This is a genomic window from Pseudomonas sp. GW821-FHT02A11 (assembly GCF_059421985.1).
This window is the reverse complement of the sequence record NZ_JBWKWB010000006.1, coordinates 175,577-192,164: the sequence shown is the minus strand read 5'-3', so window position 1 is coordinate 192,164 and position 16,588 is coordinate 175,577. Positions and strand designations below refer to the sequence as shown.

The 16,588-nt window shown below is 60.8% G+C and carries 17 protein-coding genes; 6 read left to right on the top strand and 11 right to left on the bottom strand.

The annotated features are described in order from the left end of the window. The first annotated feature begins 120 nt into the window (after positions 1-120). Positions 121-993 (top strand): SDR family oxidoreductase, encoded by an 873-nt coding sequence (locus tag AC07V9_RS12225; RefSeq protein WP_495015967.1) that lies wholly within the window; start codon positions 121-123, stop codon positions 991-993. A 148-nt stretch (positions 994-1,141) separates the two neighbouring features. Here the strand turns inward: AC07V9_RS12225 and AC07V9_RS12220 are convergent, their stop codons facing one another. The 6 genes from AC07V9_RS12220 to AC07V9_RS12195 all read right to left on the bottom strand — a co-directional run bounded on the left by AC07V9_RS12220 (position 1,142) and on the right by AC07V9_RS12195 (position 6,521). Then, positions 1,142-1,879: a hypothetical protein gene (locus AC07V9_RS12220; protein WP_495016037.1), complete on the bottom strand. Its 738-nt coding sequence runs from the start codon at positions 1,877-1,879 to the stop codon at positions 1,142-1,144. 66 nt (positions 1,880-1,945) lie between these two features. Continuing rightward, on the bottom strand, positions 1,946-2,326 hold the full coding sequence (locus tag AC07V9_RS12215; RefSeq protein ID WP_166594036.1) for a RidA family protein: 381 nt from the start codon (positions 2,324-2,326) through the stop codon (positions 1,946-1,948). 23 nt (positions 2,327-2,349) lie between these two features. Continuing rightward, complete coding sequence (gene spoT / locus AC07V9_RS12210) at positions 2,350-4,458, bottom strand: bifunctional GTP diphosphokinase/guanosine-3',5'-bis pyrophosphate 3'-pyrophosphohydrolase (protein ID WP_495015966.1); 2,109 nt, start codon at positions 4,456-4,458, stop codon at positions 2,350-2,352. A 60-nt stretch (positions 4,459-4,518) separates the two neighbouring features. Beyond that, positions 4,519-4,782 carry a DNA-directed RNA polymerase subunit omega gene (gene rpoZ, locus AC07V9_RS12205; protein WP_004887180.1) on the bottom strand — a complete coding sequence of 88 codons (264 nt, stop codon included), beginning with the start codon at positions 4,780-4,782 and terminating at the stop codon, positions 4,519-4,521. A 241-nt stretch (positions 4,783-5,023) separates the two neighbouring features. Then, entirely contained in the window at positions 5,024-5,644 is a 621-nt protein-coding gene (gmk, locus tag AC07V9_RS12200; RefSeq protein ID WP_495016036.1) for a guanylate kinase, read from the bottom strand. 13 nt (positions 5,645-5,657) lie between these two features. Next, positions 5,658-6,521, bottom strand: a complete 864-nt coding sequence (locus tag AC07V9_RS12195) for a YicC/YloC family endoribonuclease (protein ID WP_495015965.1) — start codon at positions 6,519-6,521, stop codon at positions 5,658-5,660. A 282-nt stretch (positions 6,522-6,803) separates the two neighbouring features. On the opposite strand from AC07V9_RS12195, the gene rph reads away from it, so the two are divergent. Continuing rightward, the gene (rph, locus tag AC07V9_RS12190; protein ID WP_495015964.1) at positions 6,804-7,526 is read left to right on the top strand and encodes a ribonuclease PH; all 723 of its coding nucleotides are present in this window, start codon (positions 6,804-6,806) and stop codon (positions 7,524-7,526) included. Between the two features lie 40 nt (positions 7,527-7,566). Further along, entirely contained in the window at positions 7,567-7,935 is a 369-nt protein-coding gene (locus AC07V9_RS12185; RefSeq protein ID WP_495015963.1) for a DUF4870 domain-containing protein, read from the top strand. A gap of 254 nt (positions 7,936-8,189) precedes the next feature. Here the strand turns inward: AC07V9_RS12185 and crc are convergent, their stop codons facing one another. Beyond that, positions 8,190-8,969, bottom strand: a complete 780-nt coding sequence (gene crc, locus AC07V9_RS12180) for a catabolite repression control protein Crc (protein ID WP_495015962.1) — start codon at positions 8,967-8,969, stop codon at positions 8,190-8,192. 82 nt (positions 8,970-9,051) lie between these two features. On the opposite strand from crc, the gene pyrE reads away from it, so the two are divergent. Further along, positions 9,052-9,693 (top strand): orotate phosphoribosyltransferase, encoded by a 642-nt coding sequence (pyrE, locus tag AC07V9_RS12175; RefSeq protein ID WP_495015961.1) that lies wholly within the window; start codon positions 9,052-9,054, stop codon positions 9,691-9,693. A gap of 22 nt (positions 9,694-9,715) precedes the next feature. Continuing rightward, positions 9,716-10,333 carry a DUF4124 domain-containing protein gene (locus tag AC07V9_RS12170; protein WP_495015960.1) on the top strand — a complete coding sequence of 206 codons (618 nt, stop codon included), beginning with the start codon at positions 9,716-9,718 and terminating at the stop codon, positions 10,331-10,333. Between the two features lie 66 nt (positions 10,334-10,399). On the opposite strand, the gene argB is transcribed toward AC07V9_RS12170, so the two are convergent. The 4 genes from argB to coaBC all read right to left on the bottom strand — a co-directional run bounded on the left by argB (position 10,400) and on the right by coaBC (position 15,708). Continuing rightward, on the bottom strand, positions 10,400-11,305 hold the full coding sequence (gene argB / locus AC07V9_RS12165) for an acetylglutamate kinase (protein WP_495015959.1): 906 nt from the start codon (positions 11,303-11,305) through the stop codon (positions 10,400-10,402). A gap of 24 nt (positions 11,306-11,329) precedes the next feature. Continuing rightward, positions 11,330-12,727, bottom strand: coding sequence for a phosphomannomutase/phosphoglucomutase (locus tag AC07V9_RS12160; protein WP_495016035.1), 1,398 nt, complete (start codon positions 12,725-12,727; stop codon positions 11,330-11,332). 1,310 nt (positions 12,728-14,037) lie between these two features. Next, a complete protein-coding gene (gene dut, locus AC07V9_RS12155; RefSeq protein WP_495015958.1) occupies positions 14,038-14,493 on the bottom strand; it encodes a dUTP diphosphatase in 456 nt (151 codons plus the stop codon). Positions 14,494-14,499: 6 nt separating this feature from the next. After that, positions 14,500-15,708: a bifunctional phosphopantothenoylcysteine decarboxylase/phosphopantothenate--cysteine ligase CoaBC gene (gene coaBC, locus AC07V9_RS12150; RefSeq protein WP_495015957.1), complete on the bottom strand. Its 1,209-nt coding sequence runs from the start codon at positions 15,706-15,708 to the stop codon at positions 14,500-14,502. Positions 15,709-15,840: 132 nt separating this feature from the next. Here coaBC and radC point away from each other — a divergent pair, with 132 nt between their 5' ends. Further along, entirely contained in the window at positions 15,841-16,515 is a 675-nt protein-coding gene (gene radC, locus AC07V9_RS12145) for a RadC family protein (protein ID WP_495015956.1), read from the top strand. Positions 16,516-16,588: the final 73 nt, after the last annotated feature.

Below are 16,588 nucleotides of genomic sequence, written 5' to 3'. Positions count from 1 at the left end.
GCAAGTAATTCTTGTTAACAAAAGTAATAGAGTATCTTTTTTTAACACAAATGCGTCCCGATGGTCGCCTGCTACCCCGATTTCATTGGTTCAAACCTATTTTTTATGTGGAGACTGGTCATGACAACGCCATCCGTTTTGATTGCAGGATGTGGCGATATTGGCGGGCGACTGGCCCTGCAATTATTACCTCAGGGATGGCCGGTCTACGGTCTGCGCAGGCATGTCGCGAAGCTGCCCCGGGGAGTACGCGGAGTCAGCGGCGATCTGTTCGACGCGCGGATGCCGGATCAGTGGCCTGAAGGGCGCGTCGATTATCTGGTGTACTGCGCAACGCCGAGCTCTCGCGACGAAGCGGGTTATCGCGCGGCCTATGTGCAGGGGTTGCGTCATGTGCTGGATTGGGTCGAGCGCAGCGGACAGCAGCCCAAGCGGATTCTGTTCGTCTCCAGCAGCAGCGTGTATGGCCAGCAGGAGGGCGAGTGGGTCGATGAGACGTCGCCCGCTGAGGGCAGCGGGTTTTCCGGGCAGATCATGCGTGAGGCCGAACACGTCGCGCTGCACAGCGGATGGCCTGCCAGCGTCGTTCGGCTGACCGGGATTTACGGGCCCGGGCGCAGCGACCTGATGAATCGCGTCCGTCAGGGCTACAGCGTGGCGGTCGAACCTCCTTTATATGGCAACCGGATTCATGCCGACGATGCCGCAGGGCTGCTGGCATTTCTGCTGCAGGCCGATGCGCGGGGTGTGGCGCTGGACGAGTGTTATATCGGTGTTGACGACGCACCGGCACCGCTGGCCGAGGTTGTGGACTGGATGCGGCAGCGACTGGGCGTTACGCAGTGGTCGGACGAGAACAGCGTTCGCCGTGCGGGAAGCAAGCGTTGCAGCAATGCCCGGGCGAAGGCGCTGGGCTGGGCGCCGCAGTATGCGAGCTATAAAGAGGGGTATGAGGCGATGTTGCTGGGAGAAGCCTCCTCGGAACCTATGTGAACTCATACCTGTGGGAGCGAATTCATTCGCGATTGGCCGGGCCAGACGATACAACCCTATCGGCTGGGCGATTTTTCGCGAATCAATTCGCTCCCACAGGTTGGTCCGCAGTACCGACGAACCCACAGAGTCAGGAAGGCGATCGAGGCTAGTTTTTCTCCAGCACCCAACGCCGTTCGCCTGGGCGCAGGTCTGGCATTTCGGTGGCCTGGGCATTGTTCACGGCCTGGAAGATTTCCAGCTGCTTGCCCTGGCGCACGAAGACCCACGGGTTGCCGCGCTCGTTCTTCTCCAGCCACATGCTGTCGTATTCGCCGCTCATGGCCGCGCAATCGCCGGCCAGGCACAGTGCATAACGATCATTGCCCGGCAGACCGGTTACGCTGCCGTCAGGCTCGAACTCGACCACGCTACCCTGGCCGTCGCCGCTGGTGATGGTCCATTTACCGCCCAGATACGCCGTGTAGAGCGCACGTTCGAAGCTGCTGCCCGGTTGTGCACCGGCCTGGGCGGGCTCTTTGGGCATGCGGAAATGCTGCTCGGGGCCCGAGTCACTGGCGCTTTGCACCAGCTCGTCGCTTTTGAGCTTCAGCTCATCCGACGCACTGCCGTAGACATTCACTTTCCACGCCCCGTTGGGGTCCTTGGCGATCTTGCCTTCGGTCAGTTCGAAGCCGTTATAGGACGTCGCCTGACCGGCTGCGGTGTTGATGTTCCACTCCAGCGTCGGGCCATACGCCAGCAACGACTGGCGCAGATTGCCGCCTTCAGCCGCAGCATCGATGGCCGCCTGGTTGATCCAGACACCGTCAGGGGTTTTGTTGGAGTGGCTGGCGCAACCGCTCAGAAGCGCGGCCAACAGCGAGAGGGCGAACGCAACACGCATACGCATGGCGGAGTCCTTCCTTTGTTCTAAGGGGGTGGCGGAGCGTGGAGACGCTCCGCGGGGGATTTACTCGATGACCAGCACAGCGTCCATCTCAACCTGGGCGCCACGTGGCAGCGCGGCAACGCCGATGGCGGCGCGGGCCGGGTAAGGCTGTTCGAAGTATTTGCCCATGATTTCGTTGACCTTGGCGAAATGGCTCAGGTCGGTCAGGAAGATGTTCAGCTTGACGATATCCTTGAACGAACCGCCAGCGGCCTCGGCGACCGCCTTGAGGTTTTCGAAGACCTGAACGGTCTGGGCTTCGAAACCTTCGACCAGCTCCATGGTTTTTGGGTCCAGAGGAATCTGGCCGGACATGTAGACGGTATTGCCAGCTTTGATCGCCTGAGAATACGTGCCGATAGCGGCAGGGGCTTTGTCGCTGGAGATAACGGTCTTGCTCATGAAAAACTCCTGTTGGCAGTGGGCTACGCGCGCATGCGGGTGATGCGAATCACCCCGGTCAGGGCGCGCAGTTTCTTGATCACGCGGGCCAGATGCACGCGGTCGTGCACGCTGACCACCAGTTGGACCACGCTGATACGACCATCGCGCTCGTCCATGCTGATTTTCTCGATGTTGCCGTCGGCCGCGTTGACGCTGCTGGCCAGCAGGGCGATAAGGCCGCGCTGATGTTCCAGCTCGACGCGCAACTCGACATTGAATTCGCCGGTGACGTCCTTGGCCCAGGAAAGCTGGATGCATTTTTCCGGGTTGTGGCGGATTTCACTGATATTGCGGCAGTTGTCCAGGTGCACGACCATGCCTTTGCCCGCAGACAAATGGCCCACGATAGGATCGCCCGGAATCGGCGTACAGCATTTGGCGTAGCTGAGCACCAGGCCTTCGGTCCCCCGGATTGCCAGCGGCCCTTCGGCGTTCGGCAGCTCTTCGCCTTCGCTGGCAAGAAGACGGCGCGCGACGACGTAGGCCATCCGATTGCCCAACCCGATGTCTTCGAGGAGGTCTTCGATAACCTCGACCCGGTATTCGGCGAGGATCAGTTGCAGGCGCTCGTTCGGAATCTTGTCCAGCGTGCTATCGAAGCCGTTCAGCACCTTGTTCAGCAGGCGTTCGCCCAGGCTGATGGACTCGGAACGGCGCTGCAGCTTGAGGGCGTGACGAATGTGCGTACGCGCCTTGCCGGTGACGACGAAGTTGAGCCAAGCAGGGTTCGGGCGTGCGCCCGGAGCGCTGACGATTTCAACCGTGGAGCCGCTTTGCAGTGGCTCGGACAGCGGCGCCAGGCGACGATTGATCCGACAGGCAATGCAACTGTTGCCCACGTCGGTGTGCACCGCATAGGCGAAGTCGACCGCAGTGGAGCCTTTGGGCAGCTCCATGATTCGGCCTTTGGGCGTGAACACGTAAACCTCGTCCGGGAACAGGTCGATCTTTACGCTTTCGATGAATTCCAGCGAATTGCCGGCGCGTTGCTGCATTTCCAGCACGCCCTTGACCCACTGACGGGCGCGAGCGTGGGTGCTTTTCGGCTGCTCATCGCCAGAAGATTTGTACAGCCAGTGCGCGGCGATGCCGTTGTTGGCCATCTCTTCCATTTCGCGGGTGCGAATCTGGATTTCGATGGGCACGCCGTGCATGCCGAACAGCGTGGTGTGCAACGACTGATAGCCGTTGGCCTTGGGGATTGCGATGTAATCCTTGAAGCGGCCCGGCAGCGGTTTGTACAAATTATGTACAGCGCCGAGCACGCGATAGCAGGTGTCGACCTTGTCGACGATGATCCGGAATGCGTAGACGTCCATGATCTCGTTGAAGGCCCGGCGTTTGCCGCGCATCTTTTTATAGATGCCGTAGAGGTGCTTCTGCCGTCCGCTGACTTCACCTTCGATGCCGTCGACCGCCAGGCAGTGGGCCAGCGATTCTTCGATCTTGTTGACCAGTTCCTTGCGGTTGCCGCGCGCGCGTTTGACCGCCTGGCCGATGCGCGAGGAGCGCATGGGGTACATGGCCTTGAAACCCAGGTCTTCGAATTCGATACGCACGCTGTGCATGCCAAGGCGATTGGCGATGGGGGCGTAGATTTCGAGGGTTTCCTTGGCGATGCGTCGGCGTTTTTCGCCGGACAGCACTTCCAGGGTGCGCATGTTATGCAGGCGGTCGGCGAGCTTGACCAGGATCACGCGAATGTCGCGTGCCATGGCCATGGCCATCTTCTGGAAGTTTTCGGCTTGCGCTTCGGCCTTGGTCTCGAAGTTCATCTGGGTCAGTTTGCTGACCCCGTCGACCAGTTCGGCCACGGTTTCGCCGAACTGCGCACAGAGCGCCTCTTTGGCAATGCCGGTGTCTTCGATCACGTCATGCAGCATCGCGGCCATCAGGCTCTGATGGTCCATGTGCATGTCGGCAAGGATATTGGCCACCGCCAGCGGGTGCGTGACGTAAGGCTCGCCGCTGCGACGGCGTTGACCGTCGTGGGCTTGTTCGGCGTAGAAGTACGCTCGGCGGACCAGATTGACCTGGTCAGTGCCGAGGTAGGTCGACAGGCGATCGGCGAGGGCGTCTATGCTCGGCAAGATACGACTCCTTGCCGAAGGCTGTGACCCTGCGCCTTGCTACGTCGACCGGGCATAGGCTCAGACGGCCTCGTTGGACTCGTCCTCGAACGCAGCGAACAGTGGTTCATCTTCAACGATTTCGGCTTCTGCAATGACGGCGTAATCCATCAGGCCCGCTGCGATTTCGCGCAGGGCAACAACGGTAGGCTTGTCGTTTTCCCAGGCCAGCTTCGGCTCTTTGCCGCCGGTCGCCAGTTGACGCGAGCGCTTGGTGGCGAGCATGACCAGCTCAAAGCGGTTATCTACATGTTCCAGGCAGTCTTCAACGGTCACGCGGGCCATGGGTATTCCTCGTAGCAAATGCGGTATGCGCGGTGCCCGGATGGGCGAGCGGACTCGGTAGTTTACAAGTGGACTGGCAAAACCTTCAAGCGGCAAGCCACGAGCGGTAGGTTTTGGCGCTTTTTCGACGCGCTTTGCACCGCCCCTGTAGGAGCGCGCTTGCCCGCGATGGCGGTATGTCTGGCAATGAATGTGTTGAATTCACCGACGCCATCGCGGGCAAGCGCGCTCCTACAGTTGATTATGCAAGGAGCTGTTTCAGCAACTCGGTGTGGCGCTGCTGCTGATGCTCCTGGCTCAGCAGGTTGGCGCGGAAGATCGCCTTGAGGTCTTCCAGTGCGGTCGCGAAGTCGTCGTTGATGACGATGTAATCGTATTCGACGTAATGGCTCATTTCACTGACCGCTTCACGCATCCGGCCTTCGATGATCTCGTCGCTGTCCTGGCCACGGTTGGTCAGGCGCTGGCGCAAGGCCTGCTGGGTGGGCGGCAGGATGAAGATCGAGCGGGCGTGGGGCATCAGCTTGCGCACCTGCTCGGCGCCTTGCCAGTCTATTTCCAGGATCAAGTCGTGGCCTTCGTCCAGGGTCTGCTGCAAACGGCTCTGCGAGGTGCCGTACAGGTTGCCGAAGACTTCGGCCTGTTCGAGGAAATCGCCGTGTTCGATCATCCGCACGAACTCGGCGCGGTCGACGAAGTGGTAGTTCACGCCGTCCACTTCGCCCGGGCGCATGGCGCGGGTGGTGTGGGAAACGGAGACGCGAATCTGTGGCTGGGCATCGATCAGGGCTTTGACCAGGCTGGTCTTGCCCGCGCCCGAAGGGGCGGAAACGATATACAGAGTGCCGGTGCTGTGGGTCATGTCGGGATTGGCCTTACTCAATATTCTGCACTTGTTCGCGCATCTGCTCGATCAACACTTTGAGGTTGACCGCAGCCTGGGTGCTGCGAGGGTCGAAGGCTTTGGAGCCCAGGGTGTTCGCTTCGCGGTTGAGCTCCTGCATCAGGAAGTCCAGCCGGCGTCCGGCTTGCCCGCCGGTCTTGAGTACGCGGCGCACTTCGGTGACGTGGGTGCTCAGACGGTCGAGTTCTTCGGCGACGTCGCTCTTTTGCGCCAGCAGGACCATTTCCTGCTCCAGACGCTGAGGATCGAGCTCGGCCTTCATGTCGGTGAAACGGTCGAGGATCTTCTGACGCTGGGTCGCGAGCATCTGCGGCACGAGGGTGCGCAGGGTAGCCACTTCGGTCTTGATTGACGAAAGCCGTTCGTCGAGAAGTTTGGCCAGGTCAGCACCTTCGCGGGCGCGACCGGCTTTCAGTTCCTCAAGCGCCTCGTTGAACAGCGCCAGAGCGTCGTTGTTCAGGGCTTGCGGATCGGCGGCGTCGGCCACCAGCACACCGGGCCAGGCCAGCACTTCCAGCGGGTTCAGCGCAGCGGGTTGTTTGATCAGGCTTGCGACGGTTTCGGCTGCGGCGACCAACTGGCTGGCGCGCTCGCGATCGACCTGCAGCGGTTTGCCTGCGTTCTCTTCGGTGAAGCGCAGGGTGCATTCGACCTTGCCACGGGACAAGCCCTGACGCAGCGCCTCACGCACCGCGCCTTCCAGATCACGGAACGACTCGGGCAGGCGCAAGTGCGGTTCGAGGTAACGATGATTGACCGAGCGCAATTCCCAGCTCAGCGTGCCTTGTGAGCCCGCTCGTTCGGCACGGGCGAAAGCCGTCATGCTGTGCACCATGGGAAGTACCTCTATAAAAGTCAGGGATAGCCTTCAGGGGGCGATAAACGGCCCGATGGGCGTCGTGAAAAACGACAGGCTATAAAGGCGCAAGATTGTAGCTCACAGCGGGGTGTGCGCCCAAATGTGGCGTTGTCGCAGTGTGTGCGGGGTGTTGCGATTAGGCCGCCCTTCAGCGTTTGCGGCAGGCGGGTCATCATCTCGGGGCGATTAGATGCCCCAAGCGCCGGCTTGCACCTCTATAATGCAGGTCAGTTTTCCGTCCCAGTACAGGTATCCCAGATGAAACGTCCAAGTGGTCGCGCTGCCGATCAGCTCCGCTCGATCCGCATCACCCGCAACTACACCAAGCACGCCGAGGGTTCTGTGCTGGTCGAGTTCGGCGACACCAAGGTGATCTGCACCGTCAGCGTCGAAAACGGCGTCCCGCGTTTTCTCAAAGGCCAGGGCCAGGGCTGGTTGACCGCCGAATACGGCATGCTGCCGCGATCGACCGGCGAGCGTAACCAGCGTGAAGCGAGCAAGGGCAAGCAGGGCGGCCGGACCCTGGAAATCCAGCGTCTGATCGGCCGTTCGCTGCGCGCCGCGCTGGACATGACCAAGCTGGGCGACATCACCCTGTACGTCGACTGCGACGTGATTCAGGCCGATGGCGGCACCCGCACAGCATCGATCACCGGTGCCATGGTGGCGCTGGTCGATGCGCTGAAATCCATCAAGAAGCGCGGCGGCCTCAAGGGCGGCGACCCGCTCAAGCAGATGATCGCGGCCGTTTCCGTGGGCATGTATCAGGGCGAGCCGGTGCTGGATCTGGACTATCTGGAAGACTCCGCTGCCGAGACCGACTTGAACGTGGTCATGACCAGTGCAGGCGGCTTCATCGAAGTTCAGGGCACCGCCGAAGGCGCGCCGTTCCAGCCTGAAGACCTGAACGCCATGCTGGCGCTGGCGCAGAAAGGCATGAGCGAAATCTTCGAACTGCAAAAGGCGGCGCTGGCCGACTGATTGCCGCTCGTTTCACCACCATCCGAACAGGGAATGCACGATGATCGACAGTCAAACGCCGTTACCAGTGCCGAGCAAGGAAGTCCGTCAGTGGGCGATGTTGTGCCACTTCGCGGCGTTTTTCGGGCTGATCTTTCCGTTCGGCAACCTGCTGGGCCCGCTGATTGTCTGGCAGTTGAAGAAAGAGGCCGACCCGTTCATTGATGCGCAGGGCAAGGAAGCGCTGAATTTTCAGATCACTGTCGCCATTGCGGCTATGGTCTGCTTCCTGCTGATGGTGATCGTCATCGGCTTCCCGCTGTTGATGCTGGTGGGCGTTGGTGCGCTGGTGCTGACGATCATCGCCGGGATCAAGGCCAATGACGGCGTTGCCTATCGTTATCCGTTTACCTGGCGTTTGATCAAGTAATATGTGTTAGCCCTGAAGACCTCTGCGGGAGCGAACTAGGGCGCTGCAAGGTTTTGCGGTCGACTACAAATCCGCTGTGGGAGCGAATTCATTCGCGAGAGGACCGTACAGTCGACACATCTCTATCGGCCAGGCCGCCGCATCGCGAATGAATTCGCTCCCACAGGGTTTGTAGTCCCCTGTAGGGCGTGCGCGAACCTGTCAGACAAACAAAAGCCGACTTCACGTCGGCTTTCTTTTGGGCGAACAGGAGGTCAGATGGTCAACGTCCAGTCGTAGTCCACGATCAGCGGCGCGTGTTGCGAGAATCGCGGCTGGCGTGGCAGGCGCGCGCTGCGTACGAAGCGGCGCAGGCCCGGGGTCAGCAGTTGATAGTCGAAGCGCCAGCCCAGATTCAGCATCTCGGCCTGTTCGTTATCCGGCCACCAGCTGTACTGATCGCCTTCACGGCTGACTTCGCGCAGGGCATCGACGTAGCCCATGTTGCCGACAATCTCGTCCATCCAGGCGCGTTCAGGTGCCAGGAAGCCCGGGGATTGCTGGCTGTCGCGCCAGTTTTTGATGTCCAGTTTCTGCTGCGCAACGTACAGCGAGCCACAATAAATGTACTCACGACGTTTGCGACGCTGCTTGTCCAGATACTTGCCGAAGTCGTCCATGAGCTTGAACTTCTGGTTCAAGTCTTCATCGCCGTTCATGCCGGAAGGAAGCAGCAAGGTTGCAATACTGACTTTATCGAAATCGGCCTGCAGGTAACGCCCGTAACGGTCGGCTGTTTCGAAGCCCAGACCGTTGATGACCGCCTTCGGTTGCAGCCGCGAGTAAAGTGCCACGCCACCCTGGGCGGGAACTTCGGCATCGCAGGCGTACAGGAAGTAGCCGTCCAGTTGATAAGCTGGATCGTCCAGTTCGAAGGCGCAGGCGCGGGTGTCCTGAAGGCAGATGACGTCGGCATTCTGGGCTTGCAGCCAACTGAGCAAACCACGCTCGACTGCAGCCTGAATACCATTAACGTTCACACTGATGATCCGCATAAATGGCCCCAAAAATCACGTGCGTGTATGATACCCGAGCTCTACCTAATTAGCTAAATCCGTGGTATTCGGGGCTTTTTTCATGCAGGCGTATCAGCGCGAATTCATTCGTTTTGCCATCGATCGCGGGGTTTTGCGTTTCGGTGAGTTCACTTTGAAGTCCGGACGCACCAGTCCTTACTTCTTCAATGCCGGTCTTTTCAACAGTGGTTCGGCACTTGCCCAGCTGGGTAAGTTCTATGCCGCCGCTGTTGTTGAAAGCGGTATTTCCTTCGATGTGCTGTTTGGCCCGGCGTACAAGGGTATTCCCCTGGCGGCCGCGACAGCCGTGGCTTTGGCCGATCATCACAACCTCGATCTGCCGTGGTGTTTCAACCGCAAGGAAGCCAAGGCACATGGCGAGGGCGGCAGCCTGGTGGGCGCTCCGTTGACCGGCGATGTGCTGATCATCGACGACGTCATCACTGCGGGTACCGCGATCCGCGAAGTCATGCAGATCATCAAGGCCCAGGGCGCGAACGCAGCCGGCGTGTTGATCGCGTTGAACCGCCAGGAGCGCGGCAACGGTGAGCTGTCCGCGATTCAGGAGGTCGAACGTGACTTCGGCATTCCGGTGGTGAGCATCGTTTCGTTGAATCAGGTGCTGGAATTCCTGGCCGACGATCCGCAACTCAAGCAGCATTTGCCCGCCGTGGAAGCGTACCGGGCTCAGTACGGCATCTGAGTCTTCAGAGGGTCTCGTTTTTATGCTCAAGAAGCTGGGCACAGCAGGTCTTTGTCTGTCGCTGGGGATGGGCTGCATCGCGGGCGTTCAGGCGGACGACACTCCGGGCATCGTGTTCTATCGCTATGTCGACAGCCGCGGCGTGACCGTTCTCGACCGGCAAGGCGTGCCGCCCGAATACTCCGGCAAGGGCTATGAGGTCTTGAATCAGCGCGGGCGCGTGATTCAGGTCGTGCCGCCTGCGCCCACCGCTGATCAGGCCCGTGAGGCACAAGCAGCAGCGCAGGCGGCCAAGGTTCGCTCCGATGCTGATGCGCAGCTGCTGCACCTGTACAGCAGCGTGAAGGACGTCGACCGGGCGCGCACGCGCAAGCTGGCCGAGATCGATGCGCTGATTTCTGTCGCCCAAGACAATATTCAGGGGCTCGCGGCCCAGCAGGCCTCGCTGCAAAGCCAGGCCGCCGATCAGGAGCGCGCCGGGCATCCGGTGCAACAGGCCCTGATCGACCAGATGACCGATCTGCAAGACCGGCAGCAGAACCTCAAGGTCGATATCCTGCGCTACCAGACCGCACGCCAGCAGGCCGACACCGACTTCGCTCAGGATCGGGCGCGTTTGCAGCAGTTGCTGGCGCAATAACCTGTCCGAAACGAAAAAGACCCCGCCGGTTTGCGTCGGCGGGGTCTTTTTTTGTGCGTGACGCGATCAGTGACGCTTGCGGTTGCTGATCAGGGTGCCCACGCCGGTGTCGGTGAAGATTTCCAGAAGCACGGCATTCGGGACGCGACCGTCGATGATGTGCGACGTGGTCACGCCGCCCTGAACCGCTTCCAGCGCGCAGCGGATCTTCGGCAGCATGCCGCCGTAGATGGTGCCGTCGGCAATCAGGCCGTTGACCTGTTCGGTGGTCAAACCGGTGAGAACCTTGCCTTCCTTGTCCATCAGGCCGGCGATGTTGGTCAGCAGCATCAGTTTCTCGGCCTTGAGGGCTTCGGCGACCTTGCCTGCCACCAGGTCAGCGTTGATGTTGTAGGACTCGCCGTCAGCGCCCACGCCAATCGGCGCGATGACCGGAATGAAATCACCCTTCACCAGCATGTTCAAAAGGTCGGTGTTGATGCCGACGACTTCGCCTACGTGGCCGATGTCGATGATTTCCGGTTTGGTCATGTCCGGCGTCTGACGCGTGACGTTCATCTTTTTCGCGCGGATCAGTTGGGCGTCTTTACCGGTCAGGCCGATGGCGCTGCCGCCGTGACGGTTGATCAGGTTGACGATGTCCTTGTTGACCTGGCCGCCCAGGACCATCTCGACGACGTCCATGGTCTGGGCGTCGGTGACGCGCATGCCGTCAATGAAGTGGCTTTCGATCGACAGGCGCTTGAGCAGATCACCGATCTGCGGGCCGCCGCCGTGAACCACCACCGGGTTGATGCCCACTGCCTTCATCAGCACGATGTCGCGCGCGAAGCCGGTTTTCAGCTCTTCGCTTTCCATGGCGTTGCCGCCGTACTTGATCACCAGCGTCTTGCCGACGAAGCGTCGGATGTAAGGCAACGCTTCGGAAAGGACTTTGGCGGCATTGGCTGCGGCATCGCGTTCGAGGGTCATTTGGGCTCCACTCAAAAAATGTGATCAAAAAGGAAGTTCTAGATCCGGTGCTACGTTTTTCAGCTGGGTATGGAACACGTCCTTGATCCGCTGCAGTTCGTCCTCGGTCTCGGCTTCGAAGCGTAATACCAGCACCGGCGTGGTATTGGAAGCCCGCACCAGGCCCCAGCCCTTCGGATAATCGACGCGCACGCCATCGATGCTCGTCAGGTTGGCGTTGCCCCATTGGGCATCGCGTTCCAGCGCTTCGATGATGCTGAATTTGCTGCTTTCGGTGACCTTGATGTTGATCTCCGGGGTCGACAGGTCGTTGGGAAAGGTCTGGAACAGCTCTTCGGCGCTGAGTTTCTCCTGGCTGAGGATTTCCAGCAGGCGTGCAGCGCTGTAGATACCGTCGTCGAACCCGAACCAGCGTTCCTTGAAGAAGATGTGGCCGCTCATCTCGCCAGCCAGCAGCGCGCCGCTTTCCTTCATCTTCTTCTTGATCAACGAATGACCGGTCTTCCACATTACCGGACGACCGCCGTATTCCTGGATCAGCGGAATCAGGCGGCGTGTGCATTTGACGTCGAAGATGATGTCCGCCCCCGGATTGCGTTTGACCACATCCCGGGCGAACAGCATCAACAGCCGGTCAGGGTATATGACGCTGCCCGCGTTGGTGACGACACCTACGCGATCGCCATCGCCATCGAACGCCAGGCCCAGGTCTGCGCCAGTTTCCTTGACCTTGGCGATCAGGTCCTGAAGGTTTTCCAGCTTGCCCGGGTCAGGGTGGTGATTGGGGAAGTTGCCGTCGACCTCGCAGAACAGCGGAATGACTTCGCAATTGAGCGCGGCCAGCAGCTGCGGCGCAATCACGCCCGCCGCGCCGTTGCCGCAATCGACCACCACCTTGAGGCGACGGGCCAGCACCACATCGTTGATGATCTGGCCCGAATAAAGGTCAAGAATGTCGACTTTGCTGACGCTGCCTTTGCCCGCCGGCAAATTGTTGCGCTTGATGCGATCGTGCAGCGCCGTAATCTGCTCGTTGGCCAGCGTATCGCCCGCGATGACGATCTTGAAGCCGTTGTAGTCCTTGGGGTTGTGGCTGCCGGTCAGCATCACGCCGGTGCGGCCTTGCAGCACGTTGGCGGCGTAGTACAGCGCAGGGGTAGGCACCAGGCCGACATCGCTGACGTGGCAACCACTGTCGTACAGGCCTTTGACCAATTGGGCGACCAGTTCAGGGCCGGACAAGCGTCCGTCGCGACCCACACAGACATGCGGCTCGCCTTGGGCCAGGCTCTGTGCACCCACGGCGCGACCCAGCCAGTAGGCGGTCTCGCCGGTCAGGGTTTCGCCGATGATGCCGCGGATGTCATAGGCGCGGAAAATGGAGTCCGGGAATTCGGGGGCGTAGGAAACGGTACTGCTCATTGCGTGTAATTGCTCCGACTTCGGAAGATCCCAGGATTCATCGAGCAGGTCGATGTCGAGAATGTCGGTGTCTTGAAACAGCGGGTCGGTCAGCTCGGTGTCGTCGGCATCGATTGGCGAAAACACGGCTTTGCTGGTTGCCGAACCGTTGCCCTCAAACGCTTCACCATTGCTGGCCGCAGTGACGGGCTTCGCGGGCTGGTTGCGCAGCGAAAATGCGGCCAGGCTCTGAGCCAGCCCGTTTAGGGCGGGCATGCTCAAGCCGAAAGCTTTGACGGCTTTACCCCCCGAGAGTTCTTGCAGCAGTTGTTCCAGTTGTCGGGCGTCGGCCTTCACCCGGCGCTTGAGCGCGCTTTCGTTCAGGTACAGCCCCAGCAACAGGCTACCCAGCGCGACCAATGCGGCCAGCGCCAGCATCAACGAAGGCGCAGAGGATTGCAGGGCAGGGCCCGGGGTGAAGGTCAGCTTCCAGTTTGGGTAGCCGGTCGGGAAATCCACGGCGCGCCCGCCATCGGCTTGTCCGCGTGTCAGAAAGCTCTGCGCGGTGGCGTCGCCGAATTGCTGGCTGAGCACGATCTGACCGACATCGGCCGGGGCATCTGGCAGCGCGTTGGTCAGGCGTTGCAGCTTGAGGGCGAGCAGCAGGGTGCCATTGACCGGGCCGTCAGCGGCAGCACGCACCGGCGCAACGCTGTAGATCAGCCAGCTGTCACCCACTTTGCGGGCTTCCGGCGCTGGGGTTTCGCCTTTGCTGGCCTTGGCGAGCATGTCCAGCGTGGCGAAGCTGATCGGCAGTGGGCTTTGGTTATCGGGGCTGTTGAAGCCGAGCGGATTGAGGCGCGCACCGACCACGCTGTCGCGATGGTTGAGCTGATTCTGAACGGCGATGATGGCCGCCGGATCATTGCTCAGCAGGGCCTGGGATAGCGAAGGATCGAGCGCCGCGGCCTGGGTGCCAGCATTGATCTGGCGCAACGCTTTGCCAATGGCACCCGCCTGAGCGGTACCCCAGGCTTGAGCCAGTTGGTCCTTCTCCTGCGGCTGGCTGAGCAGGCCGAGCCAGACCAGCACGCCAGCGGCGATCAGGCCGATGAGCGAAGGAATAAGGCCCGGGCTTGCCAGGCTCAGATTGGAGTCCTTGACCGCTACGTCAGTCGTTTCGGGGCGAGGGCTCGCCTTGGCTGTGCGCTTGATGCCTTTCAAACTTGACTCTCCCTGCTGGTACTTCCTGAGACGTTTTATAATCATGGCATCGTGCCATATCGGCTCGCGCTGCGGGCGGAAGATTTACCAGGTCGACCCTCACGCCATCAGTGGCTGCCAGAGTGCCCGAAACCGCCCGCGCCACGCTGGCTTTCGTCGAATTCCTGGACCACTTCAAAGTGCGCCTGCACCACTGGCACCAGCACCAACTGAGCGATGCGCTCGCCGACCGAAATCTTGAAAGCGCTCTGGCCACGGTTCCAGCAGGACACCATCAGCTCACCCTGGTAATCGGAGTCGATCAGGCCCACCAGGTTACCCAGCACGATACCGTGCTTATGGCCAAGGCCTGAGCGCGGCAGAATCAGCGCAGCCAGGCTTGGGTCGGCGATGTATATCGACAGGCCGGTGGGAATCAACAGGGTCTGACCGGGTTCCAGCGTCGTCTCCTCTTTGAGCATGGCGCGCAGGTCCAGACCGGCGGAGCCGGTGGTGGCATAGGCCGGGAGCGGGAATTCGCTGCCAATGCGAGGGTCGAGGATCTTGGCTTGTAGAGCGTGCATACGTGATTAAACCTGGTTCAGACGATCGGCGATAAATGTCACCAGCTGGCGGGCAATCTTGGCCTTGCTGGTTTGGGCGAAGAGCGTTTCCTGCAACGCTCGGTCGATCACGCTGCACGCGTTTTCTTCGCTGTTGAAGCCAATGCTGGGATTGGCGACGTCGTTGGCGATGATCAGGTCAAGGTTCTTGTCCTTGAGCTTGCGTGCTGCGTAGTCGAGCAGGTGTTCGGTTTCGGCGGCGAAACCGACACTGAACGGGCGATCCTCACGTCCGGCGATGGTGGCGAGAATGTCCGGATTGCGGACCATCTGCAGCAACAGGCCATCGCCGGTCGTAGGGTCTTTCTTCAATTTTTGTGTGGCAACCACTTCTGGGCGGTAGTCCGCAACGGCTGCCGAGGCGATGAACAGATCGCAGGGCATGGCTGCTTCACAGGCTGCGAGCATGTCGCGGGCGCTGACGACGTCGATGCGCGACACGCGATCCGGGGTCTGCAGGTTCACGGGGCCAGTGATCAGCGTGACTCGCGCGCCGGCCTCCGTCGCAGCTTCCGCAAGGGCAAAGCCCATTTTTCCGGAGCTGTGGTTGGTGATGTAGCGCACCGGGTCGATGTTTTCCTGGGTCGGCCCTGCGGTGATCAGCACGTGCTTGCCGGTCAGGCTCAGGCGCTGGAAGCAATCGGCAGCCGATTGCGCCAGGTCGTTGGGTTCGAGCATGCGCCCGTAACCCACGTCGCCGCAGGCCTGGCTGCCGCTGGCAGGGCCGAACATGCGAAAGTCGCGACCTTCAAGGGTCTGCAGATTGGCTTGCACGGACGGATCGCGCCACATGGCCTGATTCATGGCCGGGGCAACCGCGACAATAGCATCGGTGGCCAGCACCACGGTGGTCAGCAGGTCATTGGCGATGCCTTGGGCCAGGCGCGCGATCAGGTCGGCGGTGGCAGGTGCGATCAGCACCATGTCAGCCCATTTGGCCAGCTCGATGTGCCCCATGGCCGCTTCGGCGGCGGGGTCCAGTAAGTCCAAATGAACGGGATGGCCGGACAGAGCCTGCATGGTCAGAGGCGTGATGAACTCGGCGCCGCCCTTGGTCATGACGACGCGGACTTCGGCCCCGTGATCACGCAACCGGCGGACCAGTTCGGCGCTTTTATAGGCTGCGATGCCGCCGCCGACGCCCAGAACGATGCGTTTCCGATACAGCCGCTGCATAGGCCTGCCTTTTGGTCGAGTTACACGCGGCAATCTTGTGAGCTCCCAAGGCCCGATCGACGCGTAAAAAAGATGGCTAAGATAGCACAGCGACCGCACGGGAACAGCGGCGCCCACTGACAGGGAGGTGCTATGAGTATTCGTGATTGGCCAGCGGCGGAGCGGCCCAGAGAGAAGCTGCTGGAGCGCGGGGCGGCGAGCCTTTCCGACGCCGAGCTGCTGGCGATTTTCTTACGTACCGGGGTGTCAGGAAAAAGCGCCGTGGACCTGGCCCGTCACCTGCTCAGCCAGTTCGGCAGCCTGCGTGCCTTGCTGGATGCCAACCTTGCGACGTTCAGCCAGGAACTGGGGCTGGGGCCTGCCAAATACGCACAATTGCAGGCCGTTATGGAAATCGCCCGGCGGCACATGGGGGAGGGCTTGCGGCGTGGCTCGGTGCTGAAAAGCCCGACGCAGGTACGCAGCTACCTCAAGGCGCTGCTCCGTCATGAGCCCCACGAGGTGTTCGGTTGTCTGTTTCTGGACAGCAAGAACCGGGTGCAGGCGTTCGAGGCGCTGTTTCACGGCTCGATCAACGTGGCCCATGTGCATGCGCGGCAGGTGGTCAAGCGAGCGCTAGCGCACAATGCGGCGGGGATCATCCTGTGTCACAACCACCCTTCAGGGGTGTGCGATGCCAGTGATGCCGACATCGAACTGACCAAGCATTTGAAAAGCGCGCTGGCGATGGTCGATGTGGTGGTGCTCGATCACGTGATCATTGGCGATGGTGATCCGCTGTCGATGGTGGAGCATGGGTTGATGTAAGGGGGTACGGTGTTGCAATTGCCTGTGGGAGCGAATTCATTCGCGAGAGGCCAGATCACCCGATAAACCCTTG

Bases quoted from the DNA above. Each gene is read 5' to 3' on its own strand.
- pyrE (WP_495015961.1), top strand. From the start codon at position 9,052: ATGCAGGCGTATCAGCGCGAATTCATTCGTTTTGCCATCGATCGCGGG.
- rph (WP_495015964.1), top strand. From the start codon at position 6,804: ATGAAACGTCCAAGTGGTCGCGCTGCCGATCAGCTCCGCTCGATCCGC.
- coaBC (WP_495015957.1), bottom strand. From the start codon at position 15,708: ATGCAGCGGCTGTATCGGAAACGCATCGTTCTGGGCGTCGGCGGCGGC.
- AC07V9_RS12195 (WP_495015965.1), bottom strand. From the start codon at position 6,521: ATGGTGCACAGCATGACGGCTTTCGCCCGTGCCGAACGAGCGGGCTCA.
- crc (WP_495015962.1), bottom strand. From the start codon at position 8,969: ATGCGGATCATCAGTGTGAACGTTAATGGTATTCAGGCTGCAGTCGAG.
- AC07V9_RS12170 (WP_495015960.1), top strand. From the start codon at position 9,716: ATGCTCAAGAAGCTGGGCACAGCAGGTCTTTGTCTGTCGCTGGGGATG.
- argB (WP_495015959.1), bottom strand. From the start codon at position 11,305: ATGACCCTCGAACGCGATGCCGCAGCCAATGCCGCCAAAGTCCTTTCC.
- radC (WP_495015956.1), top strand. From the start codon at position 15,841: ATGAGTATTCGTGATTGGCCAGCGGCGGAGCGGCCCAGAGAGAAGCTG.
- AC07V9_RS12225 (WP_495015967.1), top strand. From the start codon at position 121: ATGACAACGCCATCCGTTTTGATTGCAGGATGTGGCGATATTGGCGGG.
- gmk (WP_495016036.1), bottom strand. From the start codon at position 5,644: ATGACCCACAGCACCGGCACTCTGTATATCGTTTCCGCCCCTTCGGGC.
- AC07V9_RS12215 (WP_166594036.1), bottom strand. From the start codon at position 2,326: ATGAGCAAGACCGTTATCTCCAGCGACAAAGCCCCTGCCGCTATCGGC.
- dut (WP_495015958.1), bottom strand. From the start codon at position 14,493: ATGCACGCTCTACAAGCCAAGATCCTCGACCCTCGCATTGGCAGCGAA.
- AC07V9_RS12160 (WP_495016035.1), bottom strand. From the start codon at position 12,727: ATGAGCAGTACCGTTTCCTACGCCCCCGAATTCCCGGACTCCATTTTC.
- rpoZ (WP_004887180.1), bottom strand. From the start codon at position 4,782: ATGGCCCGCGTGACCGTTGAAGACTGCCTGGAACATGTAGATAACCGC.
- AC07V9_RS12220 (WP_495016037.1), bottom strand. From the start codon at position 1,879: ATGCGTGTTGCGTTCGCCCTCTCGCTGTTGGCCGCGCTTCTGAGCGGT.
- AC07V9_RS12185 (WP_495015963.1), top strand. From the start codon at position 7,567: ATGATCGACAGTCAAACGCCGTTACCAGTGCCGAGCAAGGAAGTCCGT.